The organism is Marinobacter sp. L-46, assembly GCF_056859535.1.
The window spans coordinates 14029-36202 of record NZ_JBSXOP010000025.1; the positions used below are offsets into that span (position 1 = coordinate 14029).

Annotated in this window: 17 protein-coding genes and 1 tRNA gene; 5 read left to right on the forward strand and 13 right to left on the reverse strand. The window is 58.2% G+C overall.

Annotation, left to right across the window (positions count from 1 at the left end; genetic code table 11):
* Positions 1-32: 32 nt before the first annotated feature.
* Positions 33-2213, reverse strand: coding sequence for a bifunctional 23S rRNA (guanine(2069)-N(7))-methyltransferase RlmK/23S rRNA (guanine(2445)-N(2))-methyltransferase RlmL (gene rlmKL, locus AC13DJ_RS01815; protein WP_482934147.1), 2181 nt, complete (start codon positions 2211-2213; stop codon positions 33-35).
* 322 nt (positions 2214-2535) lie between these two features.
* Here rlmKL and rmf point away from each other — a divergent pair, with 322 nt between their 5' ends.
* The gene (gene rmf, locus AC13DJ_RS01820) at positions 2536-2748 is read left to right on the forward strand and encodes a ribosome modulation factor (protein WP_036219531.1); all 213 of its coding nucleotides are present in this window, start codon (positions 2536-2538) and stop codon (positions 2746-2748) included.
* A gap of 178 nt (positions 2749-2926) precedes the next feature.
* Here the strand turns inward: rmf and AC13DJ_RS01825 are convergent, their stop codons facing one another.
* Positions 2927-3955: a quinone-dependent dihydroorotate dehydrogenase gene (locus tag AC13DJ_RS01825; RefSeq protein ID WP_474540092.1), complete on the reverse strand. Its 1029-nt coding sequence runs from the start codon at positions 3953-3955 to the stop codon at positions 2927-2929.
* Positions 3956-4361: 406 nt separating this feature from the next.
* On the opposite strand from AC13DJ_RS01825, the gene AC13DJ_RS01830 reads away from it, so the two are divergent.
* Positions 4362-5525 (forward strand): cation diffusion facilitator family transporter, encoded by a 1164-nt coding sequence (locus AC13DJ_RS01830; protein WP_474540091.1) that lies wholly within the window; start codon positions 4362-4364, stop codon positions 5523-5525.
* Positions 5526-5549: 24 nt separating this feature from the next.
* Here AC13DJ_RS01830 and AC13DJ_RS01835 read toward each other — a convergent pair whose 3' ends face one another.
* Positions 5550-7049 carry a RimK family protein gene (locus AC13DJ_RS01835; protein WP_474540090.1) on the reverse strand — a complete coding sequence of 500 codons (1500 nt, stop codon included), beginning with the start codon at positions 7047-7049 and terminating at the stop codon, positions 5550-5552.
* Positions 7050-7246: 197 nt separating this feature from the next.
* Here AC13DJ_RS01835 and rimI point away from each other — a divergent pair, with 197 nt between their 5' ends.
* A complete protein-coding gene (rimI, locus tag AC13DJ_RS01840; protein WP_474543801.1) occupies positions 7247-8362 on the forward strand; it encodes a ribosomal protein S18-alanine N-acetyltransferase in 1116 nt (371 codons plus the stop codon).
* On the opposite strand, the gene uvrB is transcribed toward rimI, so the two are convergent.
* Positions 8363-10420, reverse strand: a complete 2058-nt coding sequence (uvrB, locus tag AC13DJ_RS01845) for an excinuclease ABC subunit UvrB (RefSeq protein ID WP_022989148.1) — start codon at positions 10418-10420, stop codon at positions 8363-8365.
* A 193-nt stretch (positions 10421-10613) separates the two neighbouring features.
* On the opposite strand from uvrB, the gene AC13DJ_RS01850 reads away from it, so the two are divergent.
* Both AC13DJ_RS01850 and AC13DJ_RS01855 read left to right on the forward strand, forming a co-directional pair.
* Positions 10614-11798 (forward strand): pyridoxal phosphate-dependent aminotransferase, encoded by a 1185-nt coding sequence (locus AC13DJ_RS01850; RefSeq protein ID WP_022989147.1) that lies wholly within the window; start codon positions 10614-10616, stop codon positions 11796-11798.
* 70 nt (positions 11799-11868) lie between these two features.
* Positions 11869-11944, forward strand: a tRNA-Asn gene (locus tag AC13DJ_RS01855).
* Positions 11945-12475: 531 nt separating this feature from the next.
* On the opposite strand, the gene pyrF is transcribed toward AC13DJ_RS01855, so the two are convergent.
* The 9 genes from pyrF to pheA all read right to left on the reverse strand — a co-directional run bounded on the left by pyrF (position 12476) and on the right by pheA (position 22172).
* Positions 12476-13186 (reverse strand): orotidine-5'-phosphate decarboxylase, encoded by a 711-nt coding sequence (pyrF, locus tag AC13DJ_RS01860; RefSeq protein WP_323126993.1) that lies wholly within the window; start codon positions 13184-13186, stop codon positions 12476-12478.
* A gap of 32 nt (positions 13187-13218) precedes the next feature.
* On the reverse strand, positions 13219-14388 hold the full coding sequence (gene lapB, locus AC13DJ_RS01865) for a lipopolysaccharide assembly protein LapB (protein WP_482934148.1): 1170 nt from the start codon (positions 14386-14388) through the stop codon (positions 13219-13221).
* Positions 14388-14690 (reverse strand): LapA family protein, encoded by a 303-nt coding sequence (locus tag AC13DJ_RS01870; RefSeq protein ID WP_058340484.1) that lies wholly within the window; start codon positions 14688-14690, stop codon positions 14388-14390. Before AC13DJ_RS01870 ends, lapB begins: the two co-directional genes overlap by 1 nt.
* Positions 14691-14757: 67 nt before the next feature.
* A complete protein-coding gene (locus tag AC13DJ_RS01875) occupies positions 14758-15054 on the reverse strand; it encodes an integration host factor subunit beta (RefSeq protein ID WP_022990025.1) in 297 nt (98 codons plus the stop codon).
* A 131-nt stretch (positions 15055-15185) separates the two neighbouring features.
* The gene (gene rpsA, locus AC13DJ_RS01880) at positions 15186-16877 is read right to left on the reverse strand and encodes a 30S ribosomal protein S1 (protein WP_022990024.1); all 1692 of its coding nucleotides are present in this window, start codon (positions 16875-16877) and stop codon (positions 15186-15188) included.
* A 130-nt stretch (positions 16878-17007) separates the two neighbouring features.
* The gene (gene cmk / locus AC13DJ_RS01885) at positions 17008-17688 is read right to left on the reverse strand and encodes a (d)CMP kinase (protein WP_022990023.1); all 681 of its coding nucleotides are present in this window, start codon (positions 17686-17688) and stop codon (positions 17008-17010) included.
* A complete protein-coding gene (locus AC13DJ_RS01890) occupies positions 17688-19916 on the reverse strand; it encodes a bifunctional prephenate dehydrogenase/3-phosphoshikimate 1-carboxyvinyltransferase (protein ID WP_482934149.1) in 2229 nt (742 codons plus the stop codon). Before AC13DJ_RS01890 ends, cmk begins: the two co-directional genes overlap by 1 nt.
* Before the next feature lies 1 nt (position 19917).
* On the reverse strand, positions 19918-21042 hold the full coding sequence (gene hisC / locus AC13DJ_RS01895) for a histidinol-phosphate transaminase (RefSeq protein ID WP_482934150.1): 1125 nt from the start codon (positions 21040-21042) through the stop codon (positions 19918-19920).
* Between the two features lie 32 nt (positions 21043-21074).
* Entirely contained in the window at positions 21075-22172 is a 1098-nt protein-coding gene (gene pheA / locus AC13DJ_RS01900) for a prephenate dehydratase (protein WP_482934151.1), read from the reverse strand.
* Positions 22173-22174: the final 2 nt, after the last annotated feature.

Genomic DNA, 22174 nt, shown 5'->3' on the forward strand with positions numbered 1-22174 from the left:
GTTTCCGGTGCAGGCCGCCACTAAACTGACGCTTAATCAGTAAGTTTATGTTGGATATGCCAGCAGCGGTGAATCTTCTGATTCCGCTGGAAATCCTTGTCCAGCGTGCTCGCCGTAACCTCTTTTACTTCGAACTCCTGCTCCAGATCTTCATCGAGCTTAAATTTCCGGAAGTTGTTGGAGAAGATCAGTAAGCCATCACTGGATAACCGCTCCATACACTGCCGAACCATGGCGCCGTGATCCCGCTGGATGTCGAGAACGCCGGCCATTCTGGCGGAGTTCGAGAAGGTGGGCGGGTCCATGAAGATCAGGTCGAAGGTCTGGTTGGCGGTTTTGCGGTCGGCCAGCCAGGCCAGGCAGTCGGCCTGTTCCACTACGTACTTGCGGGCGTCTGCCCGGTTCAGGGCCAGGTTGTCCTGCGCCCAGCTAACGTAGGTTTTGGACATATCCAGGCTCAGGGACCGGCTGGCACCGCCAACGGCTGCGTGAACGGTGGCTGCGCCGGTGTAGCAGAACAGGTTCAGGAAGCGTTTGCCCCGGGAATGCTGCTGTATCCAGTAGCGCACCGGTCGGTGATCCAGGAACAGGCCGGTGTCCAGGTAGTCTTTCAGGTTTACTTTCAGGGTGCAGCCGTGTTCATGCACATTGAAGTATTCACCGGTTGCAGCCTGTTTTTCATACTGTTTGGTGCCGGTCTGGCGCTGGCGTTGTTTACACACCAGGTTTTCCGGCGCAACTTCCAGCACTTCCGGGATGACCGCCATGGCTTCGGCAAGGCGTTCCCTGGCGGCTTTTTCGTCTATAGATTTCGGGGCCAGGTATTCCTGCACATGCACCCTGCCCCCGTAGATATCGATAGCCAGGGCATACTCCGGCATATCCGCATCGTACAGACGGTAGCAGCCAATGTTCTGTTTCCGGGCCCACTGGCCGATGGTTTTCAGGTTTTTCTTCAGGCGGTTGCGCAGCATGTCTGCCCGCTCGGGATTGGCGATCCGAGGCATCACCTGGCCCGGCGCTGCAGGGTCCCGGGGGGTGCGGGCATTTTCGGGCTGGATTTCGAACAACAGCAGTTGTGCCGGCAGTTTGCCGTTGAAGAGCTTGTATTGCTTGAAGCTGCGCAGGCCGATGGACTTTCCGAACTCCGGAGCACCGGTAAACACGGCCAGGCGCCAGCCGGGCAGTTCACGCAGCACCACTTCGCCAAGGGCCTGGTAAAGGCCGGCCAGTTCTTTGCGCTCGCTCAGGCGTTCGCCGTATGGAGGGTTGGTCAGCACCAGGCCCTGTTCGGCCCAGCTTTCCTGCCGTTCAAATCCGGTAACCGGCCGAACCTCAACCTGCACAAGGTCATCCAGGCCGGCCCGGCGGATGTTGTTTCGGGCGGTATCGATAACACGGCTGTCCTGGTCGAAACCGGCAAAGGCCGGTATCCGTTTCTGTTTGCCTTCGTGGGCGCGGCGCTCCGCTTCCTGGCGTAGTCCAAGCCAGAGTTCCGGCTGATGGTCAGGCCATTTTTCGAACCCGAAACGCTCGACCCGGCGGCCCGGAGCGATATCCAGGGCCATCAAAGCGGCTTCAATCAGCAGGGTGCCGGAACCACACATGGGGTCAACAAAGTCACCACCGGCAGCGGCAATGTCCGGCCAGCCGGAACGCATCAGCAAGGCGGCCGCCAGGTTTTCCTTCAGGGGTGCCAGGCCTTTCTCCGTGCGATAGCCCCTCATGTGCAGGCTGTGGCCACTGAGGTCGAGCCCCACCGCCAACCGGCCCCGGTTCAGGCGAGCAGAAATGGTCACGTCCGGGTCTTTCGGAGCGACGGACGGCCGTGGCATGCCGGCGCCGCGGATGCTGTCAACGATACCGTCTTTAACTTTCTGGGCACCAAACTGGGTGTTACGGATTTCTTCATTCTGGCCCAGGAAGGTCACGCGGAAACTGCCAGACGCAGGGATATGGGCCTGCCAGTCCAGCGACACCACGCCTTCGTACAGTTCCTCGGCACTGCGGGCGTCTACCTCGGCGATGTGCAGCATTACCCGGTTGGCCAGGCGCGACCACAGGCAGGCACGGTAGCCCGACTCCAGCGTGCCCTCTACCCAGACTCCCGCCGGCGCATTACGCACCTGTGCCAGACCAAAACTTTCCAGTTCATCAGCCAGGAGATACTCAACGCCCTTCGGGCAGGTTACGAAAAATACATGTTTGGACAAAATAAACTCCTGGTTTTCCTGATGAAGCCGGTAAGCCGCCGGATTGGCAGCAAAACCCGATTTCGGCCTGTCATCGATATGCAATAAACCTATAAGAAAGGGTTCACATAGATGAAATAAGTAGTGTACTTCCGCTCAAGGTTCGTCTTACCTTGTACATGACGCGTCGTTCCGGAAGCCAGTAGAAAGTGCTTCCGTTAACAGGATCCTGACTGCTCTGGCCCGAGCTGGCAATAGGGGGATATCCCGGACTGGGTACCCATGCCACGGTCACTGCAGATGTGTACACGCTTGTTCTGTTAATCCATCAGTGAGGAACGGCATGAAAAGACAGAAGAGAGACATGTACGCTCGTGCATTCAAGCGGGGTTATCTCGCTGGCGTGTCCGGCAAATCCAAAGACAGCTGCCCCATTGATCAGCCAGAAGTACGTCAGGAATGGCTGAACGGGTGGCGCGAAGGCCGCACAGATAACTGGGAGGGCATGACCGGCGTATCCGGCATCCACAAGCTTGCCAACGTAACCGCCACGTAACTGCGGTGTTGGCAGACCCCGTTTAACCCTGATCTGTTTTTTTCACACACCAACACAACAATCAAAGCAGTAACCAGAGCAACCAAAACGGGGCCTCCCGCCCCGTACCATGCGAAGAAGCGCTACGGGGTTCATCCCCCGCAAGGGCCCGCTCAGCGGGCCCACCTTCTTTCTGGCCTCACCGTTTTTGCTGTTCTTTCCTGATCGCTTCTACCGCTTCGTTAATCAGCGCAGGGCCTTTATAGATGAAGCCTGTGTAGATCTGTACCAGTTTCGCCCCTGCCCGGATTTTCTCTGCTGCGCTCTCGCCATCAGTAATGCCGCCCACGCCGATAATGGGCAACCGCTCACCCAGCTCGGCATACAAACCCTGAATCACCCTCAGGGAGGCCTCGCGCACCGGGGCACCGCTCAAACCACCCGCTTCCTGTTCGTGCTGGTGGCCGCGCACTGCCTCACGGCTGATCGTGGTATTGGTGGCAATCACGCCATCCAGGCCCGCCTCGAGCAGCGCGCTAGCCACAAAACGAATACCGTCATCGTCCATATCCGGCGCAATTTTGACAGCAACGGGCACATAGCGGCCCAGGGCCTGGTGGCACCTGGTCTGCTCGTCTTTGATGGCATGCAGCAACTGCTTGAGGGAGTCACCAAATTGCAGGTCCCGCAGGCCCGGCGTATTCGGCGAAGACACATTCACCGTAATGTAGTCGGCGTGTCCATAGACCGCTGCAATCCCCTTGCGGTAATCCAGCTCGGAGTCTTCGTTGGGGGTGTCTTTGTTCTTGCCCACATTAATGCCTAATACACCCCGGTAACGACGGTGCTGAACCTTGTGAACCAGGTGCTCCAGCCCTTCGTTATTAAAGCCCATGCGGTTGATGATGGCCTGGTGTTCCGGCAAACGGAACATACGGGGTTGAGGATTACCCGGCTGGGCCAGGGGCGTAACCGTGCCCACTTCAATAAAACCGAAGCCCAGCGCACCCAGGGCATCAAGATGGTCGGCATTTTTGTCGAGACCTGCGGCCAGCCCGACCGGGTTCGGAAATTCCAGCCCCATGACATTGACCGGACAAGGTGCAGGATGCTTTGAAAATACATTCAACATACCCAGTTTATGGGCTACATCCAGGCTATTAAGTGTCACATTGTGAGCGGTTTCCGGGGGCAGCCGGAAAAGCAGGTTTCGAACAACGCCGTACATCAGAAAACTCCTTGCCAGAGGGTGGCCGGAGTATACCGGAAGTTTTCCACACCATCCTCCTGAACCGGTAAATGTATCCTTAAGCCCCATGCTCAAAGGGCTTGCGCGGCTTTTCCACGGAATCTGTGGATAACCCTGTTGAAAACGTCGGGGCAAACGTTTCTACCCCTTGATAACTGCGCCAGCCTACAAAATGATCATTTTTTAACCAGTCTTTTTGTTGTTATTTTTCAATGATTTATAATGATCCAAATAAGATTTGACGAAAGTTGGAGCAAAATGCTAGCGGGTAACTGTTTGGTCATCATGTGCATAAATCGATCCGTCTTTCTTGATTAATCCGGCCCTGTCAAGCGCTTGTTCACGCTATACTGGCCACTGTCAGAAATCCCCGGAGCCACGGATAATGGAACAGCCTTCCCCAACACATCACCGCCCACAGCCCGACCTGGAAAAGGAAAAGCATGCTGCCTCCCGGGTTACCCTGATCGGGATGTTTCTTGACGCCTTTCTCGGTGTCATGAAAGTCATTGGCGGTACTCTTTTCCATTCCCAGGCCCTGGTCGTCGACGGCATCCACTCCTTTACCGATGTGGTCTCTGACTGGGTGGTACTGGCGGTCATGCGGTTATCCCGGAAAGGCCCGGATGCCGACCACCCCTACGGCCACCAGCGCATCGAAACCCTGGGCACCCTGCTTCTGGGCAGCATTCTGATTGCCGTAGGTGCAGCCCTGGCCTGGGAGAACATTCTGCGCCTGTTGTCCGGCGAAGACCTGGCAGTTCCCGGCTGGCCGGTACTGGTCGCGGCGGCTATTTCCGTTGGCAGCAAGGAATGGATTTACCGCTACACCCGGCGCGTTGGTATCCGCATCCGTTCTGACCTGCTGATTGCCAATGCCTGGCACAGTCGCACCGATGCGTTCTCATCGGTTGTGGTGCTGGTATCCACCATCGGCGCGATGCTTGGGTTTGTGTGGCTGGACGTCGTCGCCGCGGTGGTGATTGCCGGCATCATTATCCACATTGGCTGGAAGTTCACCTGGGACAGCGTGAAAGAACTGGTCGATACCAGTCTCTCTGAAGAAGATACCCGCATGCTTAAGAACATTGCCATGGAGACCGATGGCGTTCTAAACGTTCACGAACTGCGCAGCCGCCGGATGGGCCACGATATCCTGCTGGACGTTCACCTGGTGGTACGCCCGGAGATCAGCGTGTCGGAAGGCCATCAGATTGGCATGAAGGTGGTTGCCGGTATGCGCGAGGCCCTTGGTAACATCCTCGATATCAATTTTCACATCGATGCCGAGAACGACGAGAAGTACCCCCACCCTGCCGAGCCGGACCTTCCTTCCCGCGAGCAGGTGCGGGAATACCTTCAGAACGCCCTGGGCGAGCTGCCCCATCACAGCAAGCTCCGACTTCATTACCTGAAAAACCGGGTGCACCTGGAACTGTTCCTGGACGAGGATCACCCCACCCCGGAACTGACCAACGAAACAGTCCGCCAGGTTCTTGCCGATTACCCCTGGTTTGGCAGCGTCCGGGTTTGGGTGGCGGCCACCTGACCCGGCAGCTTCGCTTAACCGGGATCAGCGGCGGCGGTTTTCCTCCATGCGGGACAAAAACTCCTGCATGATCAGGGTATACAGTTCACCGCCCAGGAACTTGTCCTCAACGCCGGAATCGATGCTCGGGTTGTCGTTCACTTCAATCACCGCAACCCGGTTACCGGCCTGTTTGATGTCTACACCGTACAGGCCGTTACCGATCAGGCGCGTGGAGTTCAGCGCCGCCTGAATCACGTTGCGCGGCACCTCGTAGGTGGGCATGGTTTCAAAGCCACCACTCTCCACCGACGCGCCACCATGCTGGTAAATCTGCCAGTGGCCTTTCACCATCATGTATTTGCACGCGTAAATCGCCCGGCCGCCCAGCACACCAATACGCCAGTCGTAATCGGTATAGAAGTACTCCTGGGCCAGCACCAAGGCAGATTGTTTGAACAACTCCTTCAGACCCGCCCGCAACTCCTTCTCATCCCGGGCCTTGGCCACACCCCGCGAGAAAGCACCGTCCGGTATCTTGATCACCACCGGAAAGCCCAGCTCCTGCACCACCTGCTCAACCGCGTTTTTCTGGTCTTTCGACAGGATCAGGGTCTTTGGCGTGGGCACCTTGTTGTTCTTCAACAGGTCCGCCAGGAACACCTTGTTGGTGCAGCGCAGAATGGAAACCGGGTCATCAATCACCACCATGCCCTCGGCTTCTGCCTTGCGGGCGAACCGGTAGGTGTGATGGTCAATGGCGGTGGTTTCCCGAATGAACAGGCCGTCGTATTCCGGCAGCCGCATATAGTCCCGCCGGGTAATCCGCTCCACATTGATACCCAGCTTGCGCCCTGCCTTCTCGAAGCGTTTCAGGGCAGCCTCATCGCTGGGCGGCATTTCCTCATCCGGGTTCACCAGCATGGCCAGGTCGAACCGGTAACGCCGGCGGGTGCGGGGTTTGCGCCAGACCATGCTGCTGAACCGATCCAGTGCAGCGGCAAAGACATCCTGTTCAGGCTCGCCCAGGTCAGACGGAGACGCCGGCTTCATGGACTCGATCTGCCACTGTTTCCGGTGCCGGAACACCACTTCAAGAATCGGACAGGGAAAACGCTCGAACAGGGCGCGGGCGACAGGCTTCAGGTCCGGATGCTCGGCCTGGCCGAAATAGGTGCGAATCCGAACCTCATGGGTCGCTTCACGGGCATCGGTAGACGGGTCAATTTCCCTGGCCTCTTTTACCAGCCACTGGATAACACTGCTGTCGAGTTCCTCCAGCTCCAGGGAGAAAAGTCCCTTGCGGCTGAGGTCATTCAGCGTCATCACCGACGGCACCACATGATGGCCGCGGGCTTCGGCCAGCAAGGAGCAGTAGTAACCCCGGCTCAGGTACTTGCCACTCTGGCACAGGTTGATCACCCGCACCCGGCTGTTAGCCGGCGCGGTAAACTGCAAGTACTGGTCAAAAGTGAGCACATCTTCGCTGGGGTAGTACGGCGCCCAGTCTTTGGCACGGTCCACAACAATCAACAAGCGGGACATCAGCGGCATTCCTCCCTGAAGGTTCAGCCGGGGTTATTTCGCGCAACAATACGCCGGCGCACAGTACTTCACAATCGGCTTTCGATGCGTGCTTTTACGCATCACGGCCGGCTATCGGAACACCGCGCTCTCTACCATAATAGCTGCAGGAACGGCGCCCGCCATTTCCGCCTGATACACCCGGGACACCCAGAAACATGACCGATGTAATTCTCCGACAAGCCGTCGCTAAAGACCTTGATGCATTGGTTCAACTGGAACAGCGGTGCTTCTCTGAAGACCGGATATCCCGCCGCAGTTTCAAGCGTTTCCTGGACATGCCCAGAGACCGGTTGATAGTCGCCCGGCAGGAATCTGAACTGGTGGGCTACTGCCTGGTGCTGATGAATGCGGCCACCCGCCTGGCCCGCATCTATTCCATTGCGGTATCACCCTCGGTTCGCGGCCGGGGCGTGGGCGAGAAGCTGGTTCGTGAGGCAGAGAAAGAAGCGGTAGAAGCAGACCGGATTCTGATGCGCCTGGAAGTTCGGGAAGACAACACCGGCGCCATCAATCTTTACAAGCGGCTGGGCTATCGCCAGTTCGGCACCTATCGGGATTACTACGAAGACCACGGCAACGCCCTGCGGTTCGAACGGCGCATTCTGTACTACGAACCGTCCCGGGAATTCCTGCCGGTGCCCTACTACCCCCAGACCACCGAATTCACCTGCGGGCCGTCGGCACTGATCATGGCCATGGCCGCGCTGGATGAGCAGCAGCCGGTCAGCACGCTGGAAGAGCTGCAAATCTGGCGCGAAGCCACCACCATTTTCATGCTGGCCGGCCACGGCGGTTGCGGGCCCCACGGCCTGGCGTTGTCCGCCTGGCACCGGGGCTTCGAGGCCAGCGCGTGGATCAGCCAGGAAGGCGCCCTGTTCAAGGACACCGTCCGCAACGAGGACAAGAAACGGGTACTGGAACTGGTGCACGAAGGCTTCCTGTACGACATAGGCCAGACCGATATCCAGCTGCACCACGACCCGCTAACGCTGGACGCCATGGAAACAGCCCTGCACCAAGGCCGTATTCCGGTGATCCTGATCAGCACCTGGCAGCTGAACCGCAGCCGGGTACCGCACTGGGTGACCGTGTGTGCCATAGACGAGGACTTCGTGTACCTGCACGACCCGGAAATCGATACCGAAGAAGGCGAAACCGTAGCCGATAAGCAATACCTGCCCATCGACCGCCGGGTATTCGACAAGATGTCTCGCTATGGCCGCAACCAGCCCTTGCAGGCTGCGGTGATCGTCGGGCCGAAGCGGTCCTGATCAACCAGTACGAATAGCCGCTTCCTTCAGTTCGGAAATCTGGTCCCGCAGACGGGCGGCCGTTTCAAAGTCCAGGTCTGCGGCGGCCTTGTACATATCATCTTCAAGGCGCGCGACTTCCTTGAGCAGGTCTTCCGGTGAGCGTTTGCCCGCCTTCACCAGGTAACTTTCTGCTTCTTCCGCCGCCTTCTGGCCCGGGCGCTCCGCCTTGCGCCGGCCACGACCACCACCGGTGGCGCCTTCCATCACATCGGCAATCTTTTTGTTCAGCCCCTTGGGGGTAATGCCGTGTTCTTCGTTATGAGCCAACTGTTTCGCGCGACGACGTTCAGTTTCATCAATGGCCCGCTGCATGGAACCGGTTATCCGGTCGCCGTACAGAATCGCCTTGCCGTTCAGGTTACGGGCTGCCCGACCAATGGTCTGAATCAGGGAACGCTCGCTGCGCAGGAAGCCTTCTTTGTCTGCATCCAGAATGGTTACCAGTGACACCTCCGGCATATCCAGGCCTTCCCGCAACAGGTTGATGCCCACCAGTACATCAAACTCGCCCCGGCGCAGGTCACGGATGATCTCCACCCGCTCCACGGTATCGATGTCCGAATGCAGGTACCGGACCTTGATGTCGTGTTCCATCAGGAAGTCGGTCAGGTCTTCCGCCATGCGCTTGGTCAGGGTGGTCACCAGTACCCGCTCCTGCACCGCCACCCGCTTGTGAATCTCCGACAGCAAATCGTCCACCTGTGTAGACGCCGGGCGCACCTCGATTTCCGGGTCCAGCAGGCCGGTAGGCCGCACCACCTGCTCCACCACCTGGCCGGCGTGTTCCGCCTCGTAGTTGCCGGGGGTGGCAGACACAAAGATCATCTGCGGTGCAATCCTCTCCCATTCCTCAAACCGCATGGGCCGGTTATCCAGTGCCGACGGCAGCCGGAAGCCGTATTCCACCAGGGTTTCCTTCCGGGAGCGGTCGCCCTTGTACATGGCGCCGATCTGCGGAATGGTTACGTGGGACTCGTCCACCACCAGCAAGGCATTGGGTGGCAGGTAATCAAACAAGGTGGGTGGTGGCTCGCCCGGGGCACGGCCCGACAGATAGCGGGAGTAGTTCTCGATGCCGTTGCAGTAGCCCAGCTCCATCATCATTTCCATGTCGTAGCGGGTGCGTTCCTCCAGCCGCTGGGCTTCCACCAACCGGTGGTTGTCCCGAAGTTGCTGCAGGCGCACTTCCAGCTCCGCTCGAATATTCTCCACCGCATCCAGCACCTTTTGCCGGGGCGTCACGTAGTGGGATTTCGGGTAAATGGTCACCCGGGGCACCCGGCGCAGCACTTCCCCGGTGAGCGGATCGAAGTAGCTGAGGTTTTCCACCTCGTCGTCGAACAGCTCAATGCGAATGGCTTCGCGCTCGGATTCAGCCGGGAACACATCGATCACATCTCCGCGCACCCGGTAATTGGCGCGGTGGAACTCGATATCGTTACGGGTGTACTGCAGTTCGGCCAGCCGGCGCAGGATCGAGCGCTGATCAATCTGATCGCCGCGATCAAGGTGCAGCATCATCTTCAGGTAGGATTCGGGATCACCCAAACCATAGATGGAAGACACCGTGGCCACGATAATGGCATCCGGCCGCTCCAGCAGCGCCTTGGTGGCAGACAAGCGCATCTGCTCGATGTGTTCGTTGATGGAGGCGTCTTTCTCGATAAAGGTGTCGGAAGACGGCACATAGGCTTCCGGCTGGTAGTAATCGTAGTAAGACACGAAATACTCCACCGCGTTATCCGGGAAGAACTCCTTGAACTCGCCGTATAGCTGTGCGGCCAGGGTCTTGTTGTGGGCCATGATGATGGTGGGCCGCTGAACTTCCTGCACCACATTGGCAATGGTGAAGGTCTTACCGGAGCCGGTTACCCCCAGCAGGGTCTGGTGCGCCAGCCCTGAGTGAATGCCGTCCACCAGCCCGGCAATCGCCTTGGGCTGGTCGCCGGCAGGTTGATAGGGAGAGTCGACACGGAACACTCCTTCACGGGCGACACTGGATGCTTTACTGGCCATAACGGGCGGTTAACCTCCGGGTTTGGCGCTGGCCGCAATACGGCACAACCCCTACAAGAAATTTAGTGTTCTGGCAGCTTCATGATACCATCTGTGCGATCGACGGCTGGGTAGAAATAACAGCCTGCACCTCTGGCTCCACAGTTGCCCGGCCGATCGCAGCCCATAAGACGCAGCTTTAAGGAGCTCAAGTTTGGACCTTCAACTTTCCAGCCGAGTACAGGCGATCAAGCCTTCCCCCACCCTCGCAGTCACCAACAAAGCCGCAGAACTCCGCGCGGCTGGCCAGGACATCATTGGCCTGGGTGCTGGCGAGCCGGACTTCGACACCCCCGAGCACATCAAACAGGCAGCCATTGAAGCCATTAACAACGGCCAGACCAAGTACACCGCCGTTGATGGTACGCCGGCCCTGAAGAAAGCGATTATTGCGAAGTTCAAACGGGACAACGGCCTGGATTACGAAGCCAACCAGATACTGGTAAGCAGTGGTGGCAAACAGAGCTTTTTCAACCTGGCACTGGCCACGCTGAACGAAGGCGACGAAGCCATCATCCCCGCGCCTTACTGGGTGTCTTACCCGGACATGGTGCTGGTAGCGGAAGGCAAGCCGGTGATCATCGAAACCACCGTAGACACCCGCTTCAAAATCACCCCGGAACAGCTGGAAAACGCCATTACCGAGCGCACCCGCCTGTTCGTGATCAACAGCCCGTCCAACCCGAGTGGCATGGCCTACTCCCTGGAAGAGCTGCAGGCCATTGGTGAAGTGCTGAAAAAGCACCCCAACATCATGATCGCCACAGACGACATGTACGAGCCGATCCTGTGGACCGGCAAGCCGTTCTGCAACATCCTGAACGCCTGCCCGGAACTGTACGACCGCACCTTCGTACTGAACGGCGTGTCCAAGGCCTACTCCATGACTGGCTGGCGTATCGGCTACGCGGCCGGCCCGGCGAAAATCATCGGCGCCATGAAGAAAATCCAGTCCCAGAGCACCTCCAACCCCTGCTCCATCTCCCAGGCTGCCGCGACTGCCGCCCTGGATGGCGACCAGGCTTGCGTGGGTGAAATGGTCAAGGCATTCAAAGAGCGCCACGACTGGCTGGTAGACGCCCTGAACAAACTGCCGGGCGTTGAATGCCCCTACGGCGACGGCACTTTCTATGTATTCCCGAGCTTCCAGGGCGCTATCGACGCCACTGAAGGCGTGAGTACAGACGTAGAATTCGCCGAAAAACTGCTGACCGAAGCCGGCGTTGCACTGGTTCCGGGTTCTGCCTTCGGCAGCCCCGGCCATATGCGTTTGAGCTTCGCCACCAGCATGGATAACCTGCGAAAGGCCATCGAGCGTTTGCAGAAAGCCCTTGGCTAAAAATTTTAGTCAGGGGGTTGACGAGGCGGTATAGCCAACTTAATATACGCGCCTCGTCACATGACGACGTTCCCCGATAGCTCAGTTGGTAGAGCAACGGACTGTTAATCCGTTTGTCCCTGGTTCGAGCCCAGGTCGGGGAGCCACTATTTCGAAAGCCCGCTAGTTCTCTGAATTAGCGGGCTTTTTTGTCATGCCTCGTTTATGGTTTTCTTCCTGGGGCTAATGGTGGCATTGTCTGGTTCTGGCCCTAGCCGGCAGGGCCTGGAGTATGGCGAGGTGGGGAAGACCTTTCCGAAAACCGCTCCTTACGGCACATCCCTGTGGCGCTTCTGCTCCGCCATCCATGGCTCCGCAAATTTTCGGAAAGGTCTTCCCCACCCCGCCATTTGGACACTGCCAGTATAGGCAGCCAAAAGCCCGGAACAGTGTAGTGAGGTCCCCACCCCTAACACCGCAAATAACAAGCAAGACCACTTGGATCTCTTAACGACTATGCTCGCATTTGCCAGAAGGGAGCGGATGGGTGTCCCTCCCGAAAATTTCGGAGGCCATGGATGGCCGGAGAGAAGCGCCACAGGGATGTGCCGTAAGGAGCGGTTTTCGGGAGGGACACCCATCCGCGCCCTACCCGCGAACCCGGCAGGCTAGGTGCGGAGTAGGCGCTTTAACCGAAGTTAGACTGACACCACCTCAGCGTGAATGGCCTCCAAGGCAGCCAGGGGGTCAGATGCCTGGGTAATCGGGCGGCCGATGACGAGGTAGTCGGAGCCGGCTTTGAGGGCATCGGTTGGGGTCATGATGCGTTGCTGGTCGCCTTTGTCGGCAGTCAGGGGGCGGATTCCCGGGGTGATTAGCTGGAAGTCGGCACCCTGCTCGGCTTTCAGGCGCGGGGCTTCCTGGGCGGAGCAGACGACGCCATCCAGGCCGCAGTTCCTGGTGAGGGCTGCCAGGCGGGATACCTGGGCTTCTGCAGAGTCGGTGATGCCGATGCCGGCGAGGTCGGCGTCAGACATGCTGGTAAGCACGGTAACGGCAATCAGCAAGGGCTTGTCGGCACCGAAGGACTCCAGGCGCTCGCGGCAGGCCACCATCATTTTTTCCCCGCCGGAGGCGTGCACGTTCACCATCCAGACGCCAAGATCAGCCGCAGCAGCAACGGCCGCAGAAGTGGTGTTCGGGATGTCGTGGAATTTCAGGTCCAGGAACACGTCGAAGCCCCTGCCCTGCAGCGACTTGACCAGTTCCGGGCCGGAGCGGGTGAACAGTTCCTTGCCGACTTTCAGGCGGCACTTGGCCGGGTCCAGCTGGTCAGCGAGGGCCAGCGCAGGGCCTTGGGAGGGAAAGTCCAGGGCGACGATGATTTTCGGGTCGTTAAGGGTTTGCACAGTAGAGTTCCGCATTCGGTAAATTAAGTTCGTTATTCCGCTTCGACGCCCTGAATGGGCCTGACGGTTTCCCATTGCTTGCAGCTCGGGCACAACCAGTGCAGTTGCTGGCCGGAGAAACCGCAGCTTACGCACCGGTATACTGGCCGGTTGGCGAGGATCAGGTGCCCTATCCGGCTTACCAACCGGCCTTCATCGGTGGTCATGCCCTTTTCATATCCGGCAATTTCAACCAGGCGCAGCAAGCCGCGAACGGAGGGCCGGAGTTCCAGCTCCTGGCGCAGCAGGTCAATCGCTGCCGGCCGCCCTGCCGAGCGCTCGACGGATTCTACCAGCGCCAGCAGCAAACTGGTGCCGGGATATTGCTCGTAGAGTTTGCGCAGTTTCTTCACCAACCGGCCTACGTCGCCATGCTCCCGCTCTAATTTCATCAGACGGTCCACGGCTTCCGGGCCAAAGTCCGGATTCTGCTCGAATACTTTCAGGCTTTGATTGCCGGCCTCCCGGTAGTTGCCCTGGCGTATCTGCATTTTCATCAGCAGAAGGGTCGCTCTGACACAGGAGCGATCGTAATCGAGGGCTTCCTTGGCCAGCTTCTGGGATGTCCAGCGGTCGTCTTTGCTCAAAGCCGCATCGGACAGTTCGCAGGTTATATAGGCCAGGGTCTTGAACATGGCGGGGTCAGCGTCGGAGCGGGTCAGCGTCTGGGCCACCTGGGCGGCTTTCTCCCATTCCCGCTCCTGCTGGTACAGCTCGATTAGTTCCCGGGCAGCCCTGCGGCCGTACTCGCGATCGCCCATTAACTGGTGAAACAGCGCCTCGGCCCGGTCAAGGAGACCTGCGTTCAGGTAATCCATGGCCAGCTCAAAGGTAACCTGGGGGGTGTAGCGTGCCGGCAGCTCCGGACGGGCAAGCAGGTTCTGGTGTATCAGAATCGCCCGGTCAGTCTCGCCCTTGTTGCGGAAGTGACTGCCAATAGAGAGATGAAGGCTGACGGTGTCCCGGTTAACAGCCAGGGACTGCACGAAGTTCTCGACCGCCTGGTCAGAATAGTTGGTAAAGAGAAACTGCAGACGATCCCGAACCGAATCTTCGTTATCAATGCTCTTGCGGGAACGATGGCGCTGCTTACTGTAGCGGCCAACGACCCAGCCGGCGGCAACCGCTACTGTCAGAAGCAGCCAGTTAAACACCATCTCCATTACAGCGTCCGGTCGTTTTCGGCCCTGGATTTTTCAAGTGCCTGCTCGGCACGATCAAGTCGTTTTTGAAGGTTACGGCGGGATACCGAGGTGCGGAAAGTTGCGAGCATGGTAATCAGCACGCCAATCAGCGCGCCAATCACAAAGGACATGATAATCCAGACTGCCACACCGTGAGGCTGGGTCTCGAACAACAGGAAATTGAGCGAGACCGCCATCTGGTTGTTGAGCGAGAACACCAGCGCCAACAAAATAAGAAGCAGAACCAGAACGGTGATAAGGATCTTCTGCAGTCCAGCCATGTCGTTTGCGCTCCAGACGGGCAGTTCGCCCGATGCTACGGTGTCCTTTGATCAGTGCGGGCGTGGTTCAGAAGCCTTTTTTCAGACTGTCGTTCACCTGCTCACGCAACTCTTTACCAGGCTTGAAGTGGGGCACAAACTTGGCAGGCAATTGAACCGCTTCCCCGGTTTTCGGGTTGCGACCGGTGCGGGCTTCCCGGTGATGCAGGGAAAAACTACCAAACCCCCGGATTTCAATTCTTTGACCATCAGCAAGAGCCTGGGACATATGCTCGATGACCGTTTTAACCGCGAGCTCAACATCCTTGACGGAGAGCTGAGTCTGCTTCGAGGCAATCAGTTCTACCAGTTCGGACTTCGTCATGAGGCGTCTCCCTCTGTCATTATTATTCCGTGGTCACTTACCGGATTCCAATGCCTCTAGTTTAGCCAAACCAGAAAAAAACACAAAAAAAACGGGCTCTTAGAGCCCGTTTTTTTGACACCAATCGGATTTTATTCCTTGTTGGCGTTCTGCTGCTGCATCTGTTCCTTGATCAGGTCACCGATAGTGGTGGCACCTGAGGACTCAGCAGCCTTGCTGCGTACATTTTCCAGGGCCTGCTTGTCGTCCTCTACATCTTTGGACTTAACAGACAGGTTGATGACGCGGTTCTTGCGATCGATGCTGATGATCTTCGCTTCAACTTCTTCGCCTTCCTTCAGAACGTTACGCGCGTCTTCTACGCGGTCACGGCTGATTTCGGAAGCCTTCAGTACCGCTTCAACTTCTTCGTTCAGGGCAATGGTGGCGCCTTTGGCGTCAACTGCAGAAACAGTACCCTTAACGATGGAGCCCTTGTCGTTCAGCTGAACGAACTCGGCGAAGGGATCGCTTTCCAGCTGCTTGATGCCCAGAGAGATACGCTCACGCTCGGGATCAACAGACAGGATAACGGTTTCAACTTCGTCGCCCTTCTTGTACTCGCGAACGGCTTCTTCGCCAGTCTCGTTCCAGCTGATATCGGACAGGTGAACCAGGCCGTCGATGCCGCCATCCAGACCGATGAAGATACCGAAGTCAGTGATTGACTTGATCTTACCGGAGATGCGGTCACCCTTGTTGAAGTTGCTGGAGAAATCTTCCCACGGGTTGGATACGCACTGCTTGATACCCAGGGAGATACGACGACGCTCTTCGTCGATATCCAGAATCATCACTTCAACTTCGTCACCTACCTGAACAACCTTGGACGGGTGGATGTTCTTGTTGGTCCAATCCATTTCGGATACGTGAACCAGACCTTCCACACCTTCTTCCAGCTCGGCAAAGCAGCCGTAGTCAGTCAGGTTGGTTACGCGTGCAGTAACCTTGGAGCTTTCCGGGTAACGGCCTTTGATGTCGACCCACGGATCTTCGCCCAGCTGCTTCAGGCCCAGGGATACGCGGTTACGCTCGCGATCGAACTTCAGGACCTTAACATTGATTTCGTCGCCCACATTCACGATTTCGCTCGGATGCTTGATGCGCTTCCAGGCCATATCAGTGATGTGCAGCAGGCCGTCAACACCGCCCAGATCTACGAACGCGCCGTAGTCAGTCAGGTTCTTGACGATACCCTTGATTTCCAGACCTTCGGTCAGGGTTTCCAGCAGAGCTTCACGCTGCTCGCTGTTTTCAGCTTCCAGAACGGCGCGGCGGGAAACAACCACGTTGTTACGCTTCTGGTCCAGCTTGATAACCTTGAATTCGAGTTCTTTGTTCTCCAGGTGCGCAGTGTCGCGAACCGGACGAACGTCTACCAGGGAACCCGGCAGGAAGGCACGGATGCCAGCCAGATCAACAGTGAAACCACCCTTGACCTTACCGTTGATGATACCCTTAACAACTTCTTCAGCTTCGAAGGACTTCTCGAGTACCTTCCATGCTTCAGCGCGCTTGGCCTTCTCACGGGACAGACGGGTTTCACCGAAACCGTCTTCAACTGCATCGAGAGCCACATCGACAACGTCGCCGACAGCTACTTCCAACTCGCCTTTTTCGTTCAGGAACTGGGAGGCGGGGATAACGCCTTCGGACTTCAGTCCGGCGTTAACGGTGACCCAGTCGTTATCGACGTCTACAACGGTTCCCTGAACAATGGAACCCGGTTGCATATCGATTTCTTTCAAACTTTCTTCGAAAAGATCCGCAAAGCTCTCGCTCATTATGTGCCCTATATGATCAACGCAAGTGTGCTCCGTGCCGCCAGCAACACGGTCTGTTAGTGATTTCCGGAATCAGCCAGCGGCTGGCAATTTGCGCTGCTTCCGGCATTCCAACGACAAAAAGGTGTAGTCAGGCCTGACCTGCTGCGGCCATACACCTGTCTAACACCTCTTCTATACTCAAACCCGTAGAATCAATGACTTGCGCATCATCTGCAGGCTTGAGAGGGGCCGCTGAACGGTTCATATCCCGCTCGTCACGTACCCGTATCTCTTCCAAAAGGGCGTCAATATTAACATCGACACCCGCTTGCATCAACTGGTTGTAGCGTCGCCTGGCCCGTTCTTCGGCACTGGCGGTCAGGAAGATCTTGACCGGCGCGTCCGGGAACACCACGGTTCCCATATCACGGCCGTCTGCCACCAGGCCCGGTAACTGGCGAAAATCCCGTTGCCGCTGCAGCAGGGCATCGCGAACCGGCTGCATAACCGCAACCTTCGAGGCGTTATCACCACAGGTTTCGGTACGGATTTCCGAGGTAACATCCTCGCCGGCCAGAACCACTTTAACCGGGTGCCCTTCCCCGGTCGGCTCAAACGCCACATCCAGGGTTGCCGCTACTTTCACCAACCCGGCCTCATCATCCAGGGCAACGCCCTGCCGGGTTGCCGCCAGGGCGGTCAGCCGGTACAGCGCGCCACTGTCCAGCAGGTGCCAGCCCAGTTTCCGGGCCAGCATCTGGGTAATGGTGCCTTTGCCGGAGCCCCCCGGGCCATCAACGGCAATTACCGGTGCCTTGGTCTGGGTCATTACTGAACACCTTCTGTACTGATCTGAATTCCTGTCTGCTTTGCCAGCTCAACGAAGCTTGGGAACGACGTAGCCACGTTCGCGCAATCGTTGATCCGGATCGGGCCGGTAGCCCGCAACGAGGCGACTGCAAACGACATGGAAATCCGGTGGTCTTCATGGCTTTCGACCGTACCGCCACCAATAGTCTGGCCGCCGTCAATAATGATGCCATCCGGCGTTACCGTGGTTTCCACGCCCAGCGCAGCCAGGCCGTCAGCCATCACCTGAATACGGTCGCTTTCCTTCACCCGCAATTCCTCGGCGCCGCGCAGCACGGTGCGACCCTCAGCGCAGGCGGCGGCAATGAACAGCACAGGGAACTCGTCAATGGCCAGCGGCACCTGGTCTTCCGGGATATCAATACCCTTCAGGCTCGCGGAGCGAACCCGCAAGTCAGCCACCGGCTCGCCACCAATCACCCGCTCTTCCAGCACCTCTATATCCGCGCCCATCTGGCGCAGAATATTGATCACACCAACACGGGTCGGGTTCATACCAACATGGCGCAGGGTCAGGTCGGAATCCGGGGCAATACTTGCCGCCACCAGGAAGAACGCTGCCGAGGAAATATCCGCCGGCACATCGATTGCACCGCCAGTCAGCTTGCCACCGCCGGTAACACTGGCCGTGGCGCCATCACGGTGCACGTGGTAGCCGAAACCCTGCAACATACGCTCGGTGTGGTCGCGGGTAGGAGCAGGCTCGGTTACGGAGGTCACACCTTCGGCGTACAGCCCTGCCAGCAACAGGCACGACTTCACCTGGGCACTGGCCACCGGCATGTCGTAGTGAATACCAGTGAGGTGCTGCCCGCCCCGGATCTTCAGGGGCGGACGACCACCTTCTGCGGTATCAATCACCGCACCCATGGCGCGCAACGGGTCGGCTACTCGGCCCATTGGGCGCTTGGACAGGCTGGTATCTCCGGAGAGTTCAGAGTCAAACGGCTGCGCAGCCAGCAGTCCGGCAAACAAACGCATCGCGGTACCGGAATTGCCGAGATACAGCGGGCCCCGGGGCGCCTGCAGGCCATTCATGCCAACACCATGGATGCGGACAAACCCGTCTTCCGGGCCTTCAATCGTTACACCCATATCCCGGAACGCCTGCAAAGTCGCCAGGCTGTCTTCGCCTTCGAGGAAACCTTTAACCTCGGTAATTCCCTCAGCCAGGGCGCCCAGCATGATGGAGCGGTGAGACATGGATTTGTCACCCGGAACCCGGATATCACCCCGGACAGAACCACCGGGTTGCATTAAGAACGTCACCTGCTTGTCACTGTTATTCGTCACGTAAGCCTGCCCTGAAAGCATCTTGGAAAAATGTTCACGCGCCGCCTTGGCGCGACTGAATACCCGGAGCATCGTAGCACCATCACCGGCAGCGATGGCAGTCCGAAGCTGGCCTAGGTCCTGGGTAAAATGGTCGATCACCCGCAGAACCGCATCGCGGTTTGACAGGAAAATGTCGTGCCACATGACCGGATCGCTGGCCGCAATCCGGGTAAAGTCCCGGAAACCGCCCGCCGCATAGCGGAAGATGTCCATATTCTCATCTTCACCCGCCAGCGTGTCCACCAGCGAGAAAGCGATCAGGTGCGGCAAATGGCTGGTAGCCGCCAGCACTTCGTCATGATAGGCCACAGACATGGTCAGCACCGTGGCTCCGGTGCCTTCCCACAGTGCCGTGAGCCTGCTGACACCTGAAGGAATCGCGCTATCGGCTGGCGTCAGGATGACTTTATGGTGGGCAAACAGCTCCGGGTTAGCGGCACGAATACCGCTCTTCTCTGAGCCGGCAATGGGATGCCCGGGAATGACATTTGCGGGCAAGGTGCCGAAAACGGCCTCCACATCCGCAATAAAGCTCGACTTGGTGCTTCCGACGTCGGTCAGCACGGCATCTTCTGCAAGAAACGGCTGAATCTGCTCGAGCACAGCACGGGTGGCCCGAACCGGAACCGCCAGCACGATAAGGTCACTGCCCTGCACCGCCTGCTCAAGACTTCCAGCGGCCTCGTCAATAACGCCGAGTTCAACCCCCAAAGCCGCATCTTCCGCTTTGCGGTCGAATCCCACTACGGTACCGGCCAGCCGGTACTTGCGCATTGCGCTGGCCAGTGAACCGCCGATCAGGCCCAGGCCTATAACGGCAACACGACGGAAAACAGGCTCACGGGCGGTCAACTCAGCCTCCCTCACCCGCTGATACCAGCGCCTCGGCAAGGGCATCCAGGAAACGATCGTTCTCTTCCGGCAGGCCCACAGAAACCCGCAGGTGACACGGCATACCATAGCCGGCTACCGGACGCACAATAACACCGTGGGTCAGCAGGGCCTGGTACACACCGGCCGCCCGCTCACCCACTTCCACCGCCACAAAGTTGCCGGCAGACGGGATGTAAGGCAGGCCCATCCGGTCAAAGCCTTCGCACAGCTGGCGCAGCCCGGCTTCGTTCACTTCGCGGGAACGGTTCAGATAGGCTTCGTCTTCCAGAACCGCGGTGGCAGCCGCCAGGGCGACGGTGTCTACGTTAAACGGTTGGCGCACGCGGTTGAGAATATCGGCAATTTCCGGCGAGCTGATGGCATAGCCAACCCTCAGAGCTGCCAGCCCCCAGGCCTTGGAGAAGGTGCGGCAGACGATCAGGTTCGGGTATCGCGCCAGCAGCTTGATGCCGTCCGGGTATTCATCGCCGGTCAGATACTCGCAGTAGGCTTCGTCCAGAACCACCAGCACCCGTTCCGGAATGCGATCCAGGAACGCTTCTAGGGCATCCGCTTCATGCACGGTTCCGGTGGGGTTATTCGGGTTGGCCACGAACACCAGCTTGGTGCGGTCTGTTACAGCAGCGGCCATGGCGTCCAGGTCATGCCCCCAGTCCCTGGCAGGTACTGAAACGCCCCTGGCCCCGATAGCCTGGGTGACAATCGGGTAAACGGCAAAGGCATACTGGGAGAACACCACTTCGCTATCGCTATCGGCAAAGCAGCGGGCGATCACTTCCAGCACATCGTTGGAACCGTTGCCCAGCGTGATCTGGTTCATGCCCAGGCCGAAACGCTTCGAAAGCGCCTGCTTCAGGTCGAAACCGTTGCCGTCCGGGTACAGGCACATTTCTTCCAGCGCCTTACGGGCGGCAGCCATTGCCTTGTCACTGGGCCCCAGGGGATTCTCGTTGCTGGCCAGTTTAACAATCTCCGCGGGGTTCAATCCCAGCTCACGAGCCAGCTCCTCAATGGGCTTGCCCGGCTGATACGGAGACAGAGCCTGAACACCTTTCACCGCAAGACTCTGGTAATCCACTGCCATTCAACTTTCCTCCGGTTCCGGCCTGTGAAATCTTAAAGAACACCAATGGGGTATGAGCCCAGGCGTTTGAGCTCCACAGCTTCCTGGTCAATTTCAGCGAGTACTTTTTTCACCTGTTCGTCGTCCATGTGCCCTTCGAAATCGATGTAGAACACATAGGCCCAGGTGCCACTGGGCGACGGACGGGTTTCAATACGGGTCAGACTGATGCCATGGCGATGGAAGGGCTCCAACACGGCGTAAAGCGCACCCGGCTTGTTCCGCATGGACACCAGTACTGATGACTTATCCTGGCCGCTGGCAGGCACCTCTTCCTGGCCGATAATCAGGAAGCGGGTGGTGTTGTCCGGCCGGTCTTCAATACTGTTGGACAGCTTTTCCAGGCCGTACAGCTCTGCAGCCATATCACCGGCAATCGCGGCAGTGCCCGGCTCTTCAGCCGCACGGCGGGCCGCTTCTGCGTTGCTTGAAACGGTAATCCGCTCAATGCCATAGCGGTGGGTATCCAGCCACTGGCGGCACTGGGCAAAGGACTGCTGGTGGGAATAAATCCGGGTGATTTCCTGGTCTTTGTGCTTGGGCGAGACCAGCAAATGATGGTGAATCCGCAACTGCACCTCACCGCAGATTTTCAGCGGTGAGCCAATAAACATATCCAGCGTGTGGTTAACCATGCCTTCGGTGGAGTTCTCCACCGGCACCACGCCGTACTGTGCCGCACCAGATTCCACTTCACGGAACACGGCATCAATAGCCGGCAGCGGAACACTGATCACGGAATGACCAAAATGCTTGAGTGCCGCAGCCTGGGTGAAGGTGCCCAGGGGGCCGAGGAACGCGATGTGCATCGGCTTTTCCAGGGCCAGGCAGGCCGACATGATTTCCCGGAACAGGCGGGCCATCTCTTCCGCCGGCAAAGGCCCCGGGTTCTGCTCCTTGATACGGCGCAGAACCTGGGCTTCCCGCTCCGGACGGTAGAAGAACACATCCTGCCCCGGATTGGCTGCCATCTTCACGTTGGCCACTTCCTGGGCGCATTTGGCACGGGCGCTGATCAGCTTCATGATCTGCTGATCAAGGCTGTCTATTTCATCCCGCAGCTCACCCAGACGGGTCTTCTCGTCCGTCATGA

Excerpts from the sequence above, each read along its gene's own strand:
- rmf (WP_036219531.1), top strand. The coding sequence starts at position 2,536 with ATGAAAAGACAGAAGAGAGACATGTACGCTCGTGCATTCAAGCGGGGT.
- AC13DJ_RS01825 (WP_474540092.1), bottom strand. The coding sequence starts at position 3,955 with ATGTACGGCGTTGTTCGAAACCTGCTTTTCCGGCTGCCCCCGGAAACC.
- AC13DJ_RS01830 (WP_474540091.1), top strand. The coding sequence starts at position 4,362 with ATGGAACAGCCTTCCCCAACACATCACCGCCCACAGCCCGACCTGGAA.
- AC13DJ_RS01835 (WP_474540090.1), bottom strand. The coding sequence starts at position 7,049 with ATGTCCCGCTTGTTGATTGTTGTGGACCGTGCCAAAGACTGGGCGCCG.
- rimI (WP_474543801.1), top strand. The coding sequence starts at position 7,247 with ATGACCGATGTAATTCTCCGACAAGCCGTCGCTAAAGACCTTGATGCA.
- uvrB (WP_022989148.1), bottom strand. The coding sequence starts at position 10,420 with ATGGCCAGTAAAGCATCCAGTGTCGCCCGTGAAGGAGTGTTCCGTGTC.
- lapB (WP_482934148.1), bottom strand. The coding sequence starts at position 14,388 with ATGGAGATGGTGTTTAACTGGCTGCTTCTGACAGTAGCGGTTGCCGCC.
- AC13DJ_RS01870 (WP_058340484.1), bottom strand. The coding sequence starts at position 14,690 with ATGGCTGGACTGCAGAAGATCCTTATCACCGTTCTGGTTCTGCTTCTT.
- AC13DJ_RS01875 (WP_022990025.1), bottom strand. The coding sequence starts at position 15,054 with ATGACGAAGTCCGAACTGGTAGAACTGATTGCCTCGAAGCAGACTCAG.
- rpsA (WP_022990024.1), bottom strand. The coding sequence starts at position 16,877 with ATGAGCGAGAGCTTTGCGGATCTTTTCGAAGAAAGTTTGAAAGAAATC.
- cmk (WP_022990023.1), bottom strand. The coding sequence starts at position 17,688 with ATGACCCAGACCAAGGCACCGGTAATTGCCGTTGATGGCCCGGGGGGC.
- hisC (WP_482934150.1), bottom strand. The coding sequence starts at position 21,042 with ATGGCAGTGGATTACCAGAGTCTTGCGGTGAAAGGTGTTCAGGCTCTG.
- pheA (WP_482934151.1), bottom strand. The coding sequence starts at position 22,172 with ATGACGGACGAGAAGACCCGTCTGGGTGAGCTGCGGGATGAAATAGAC.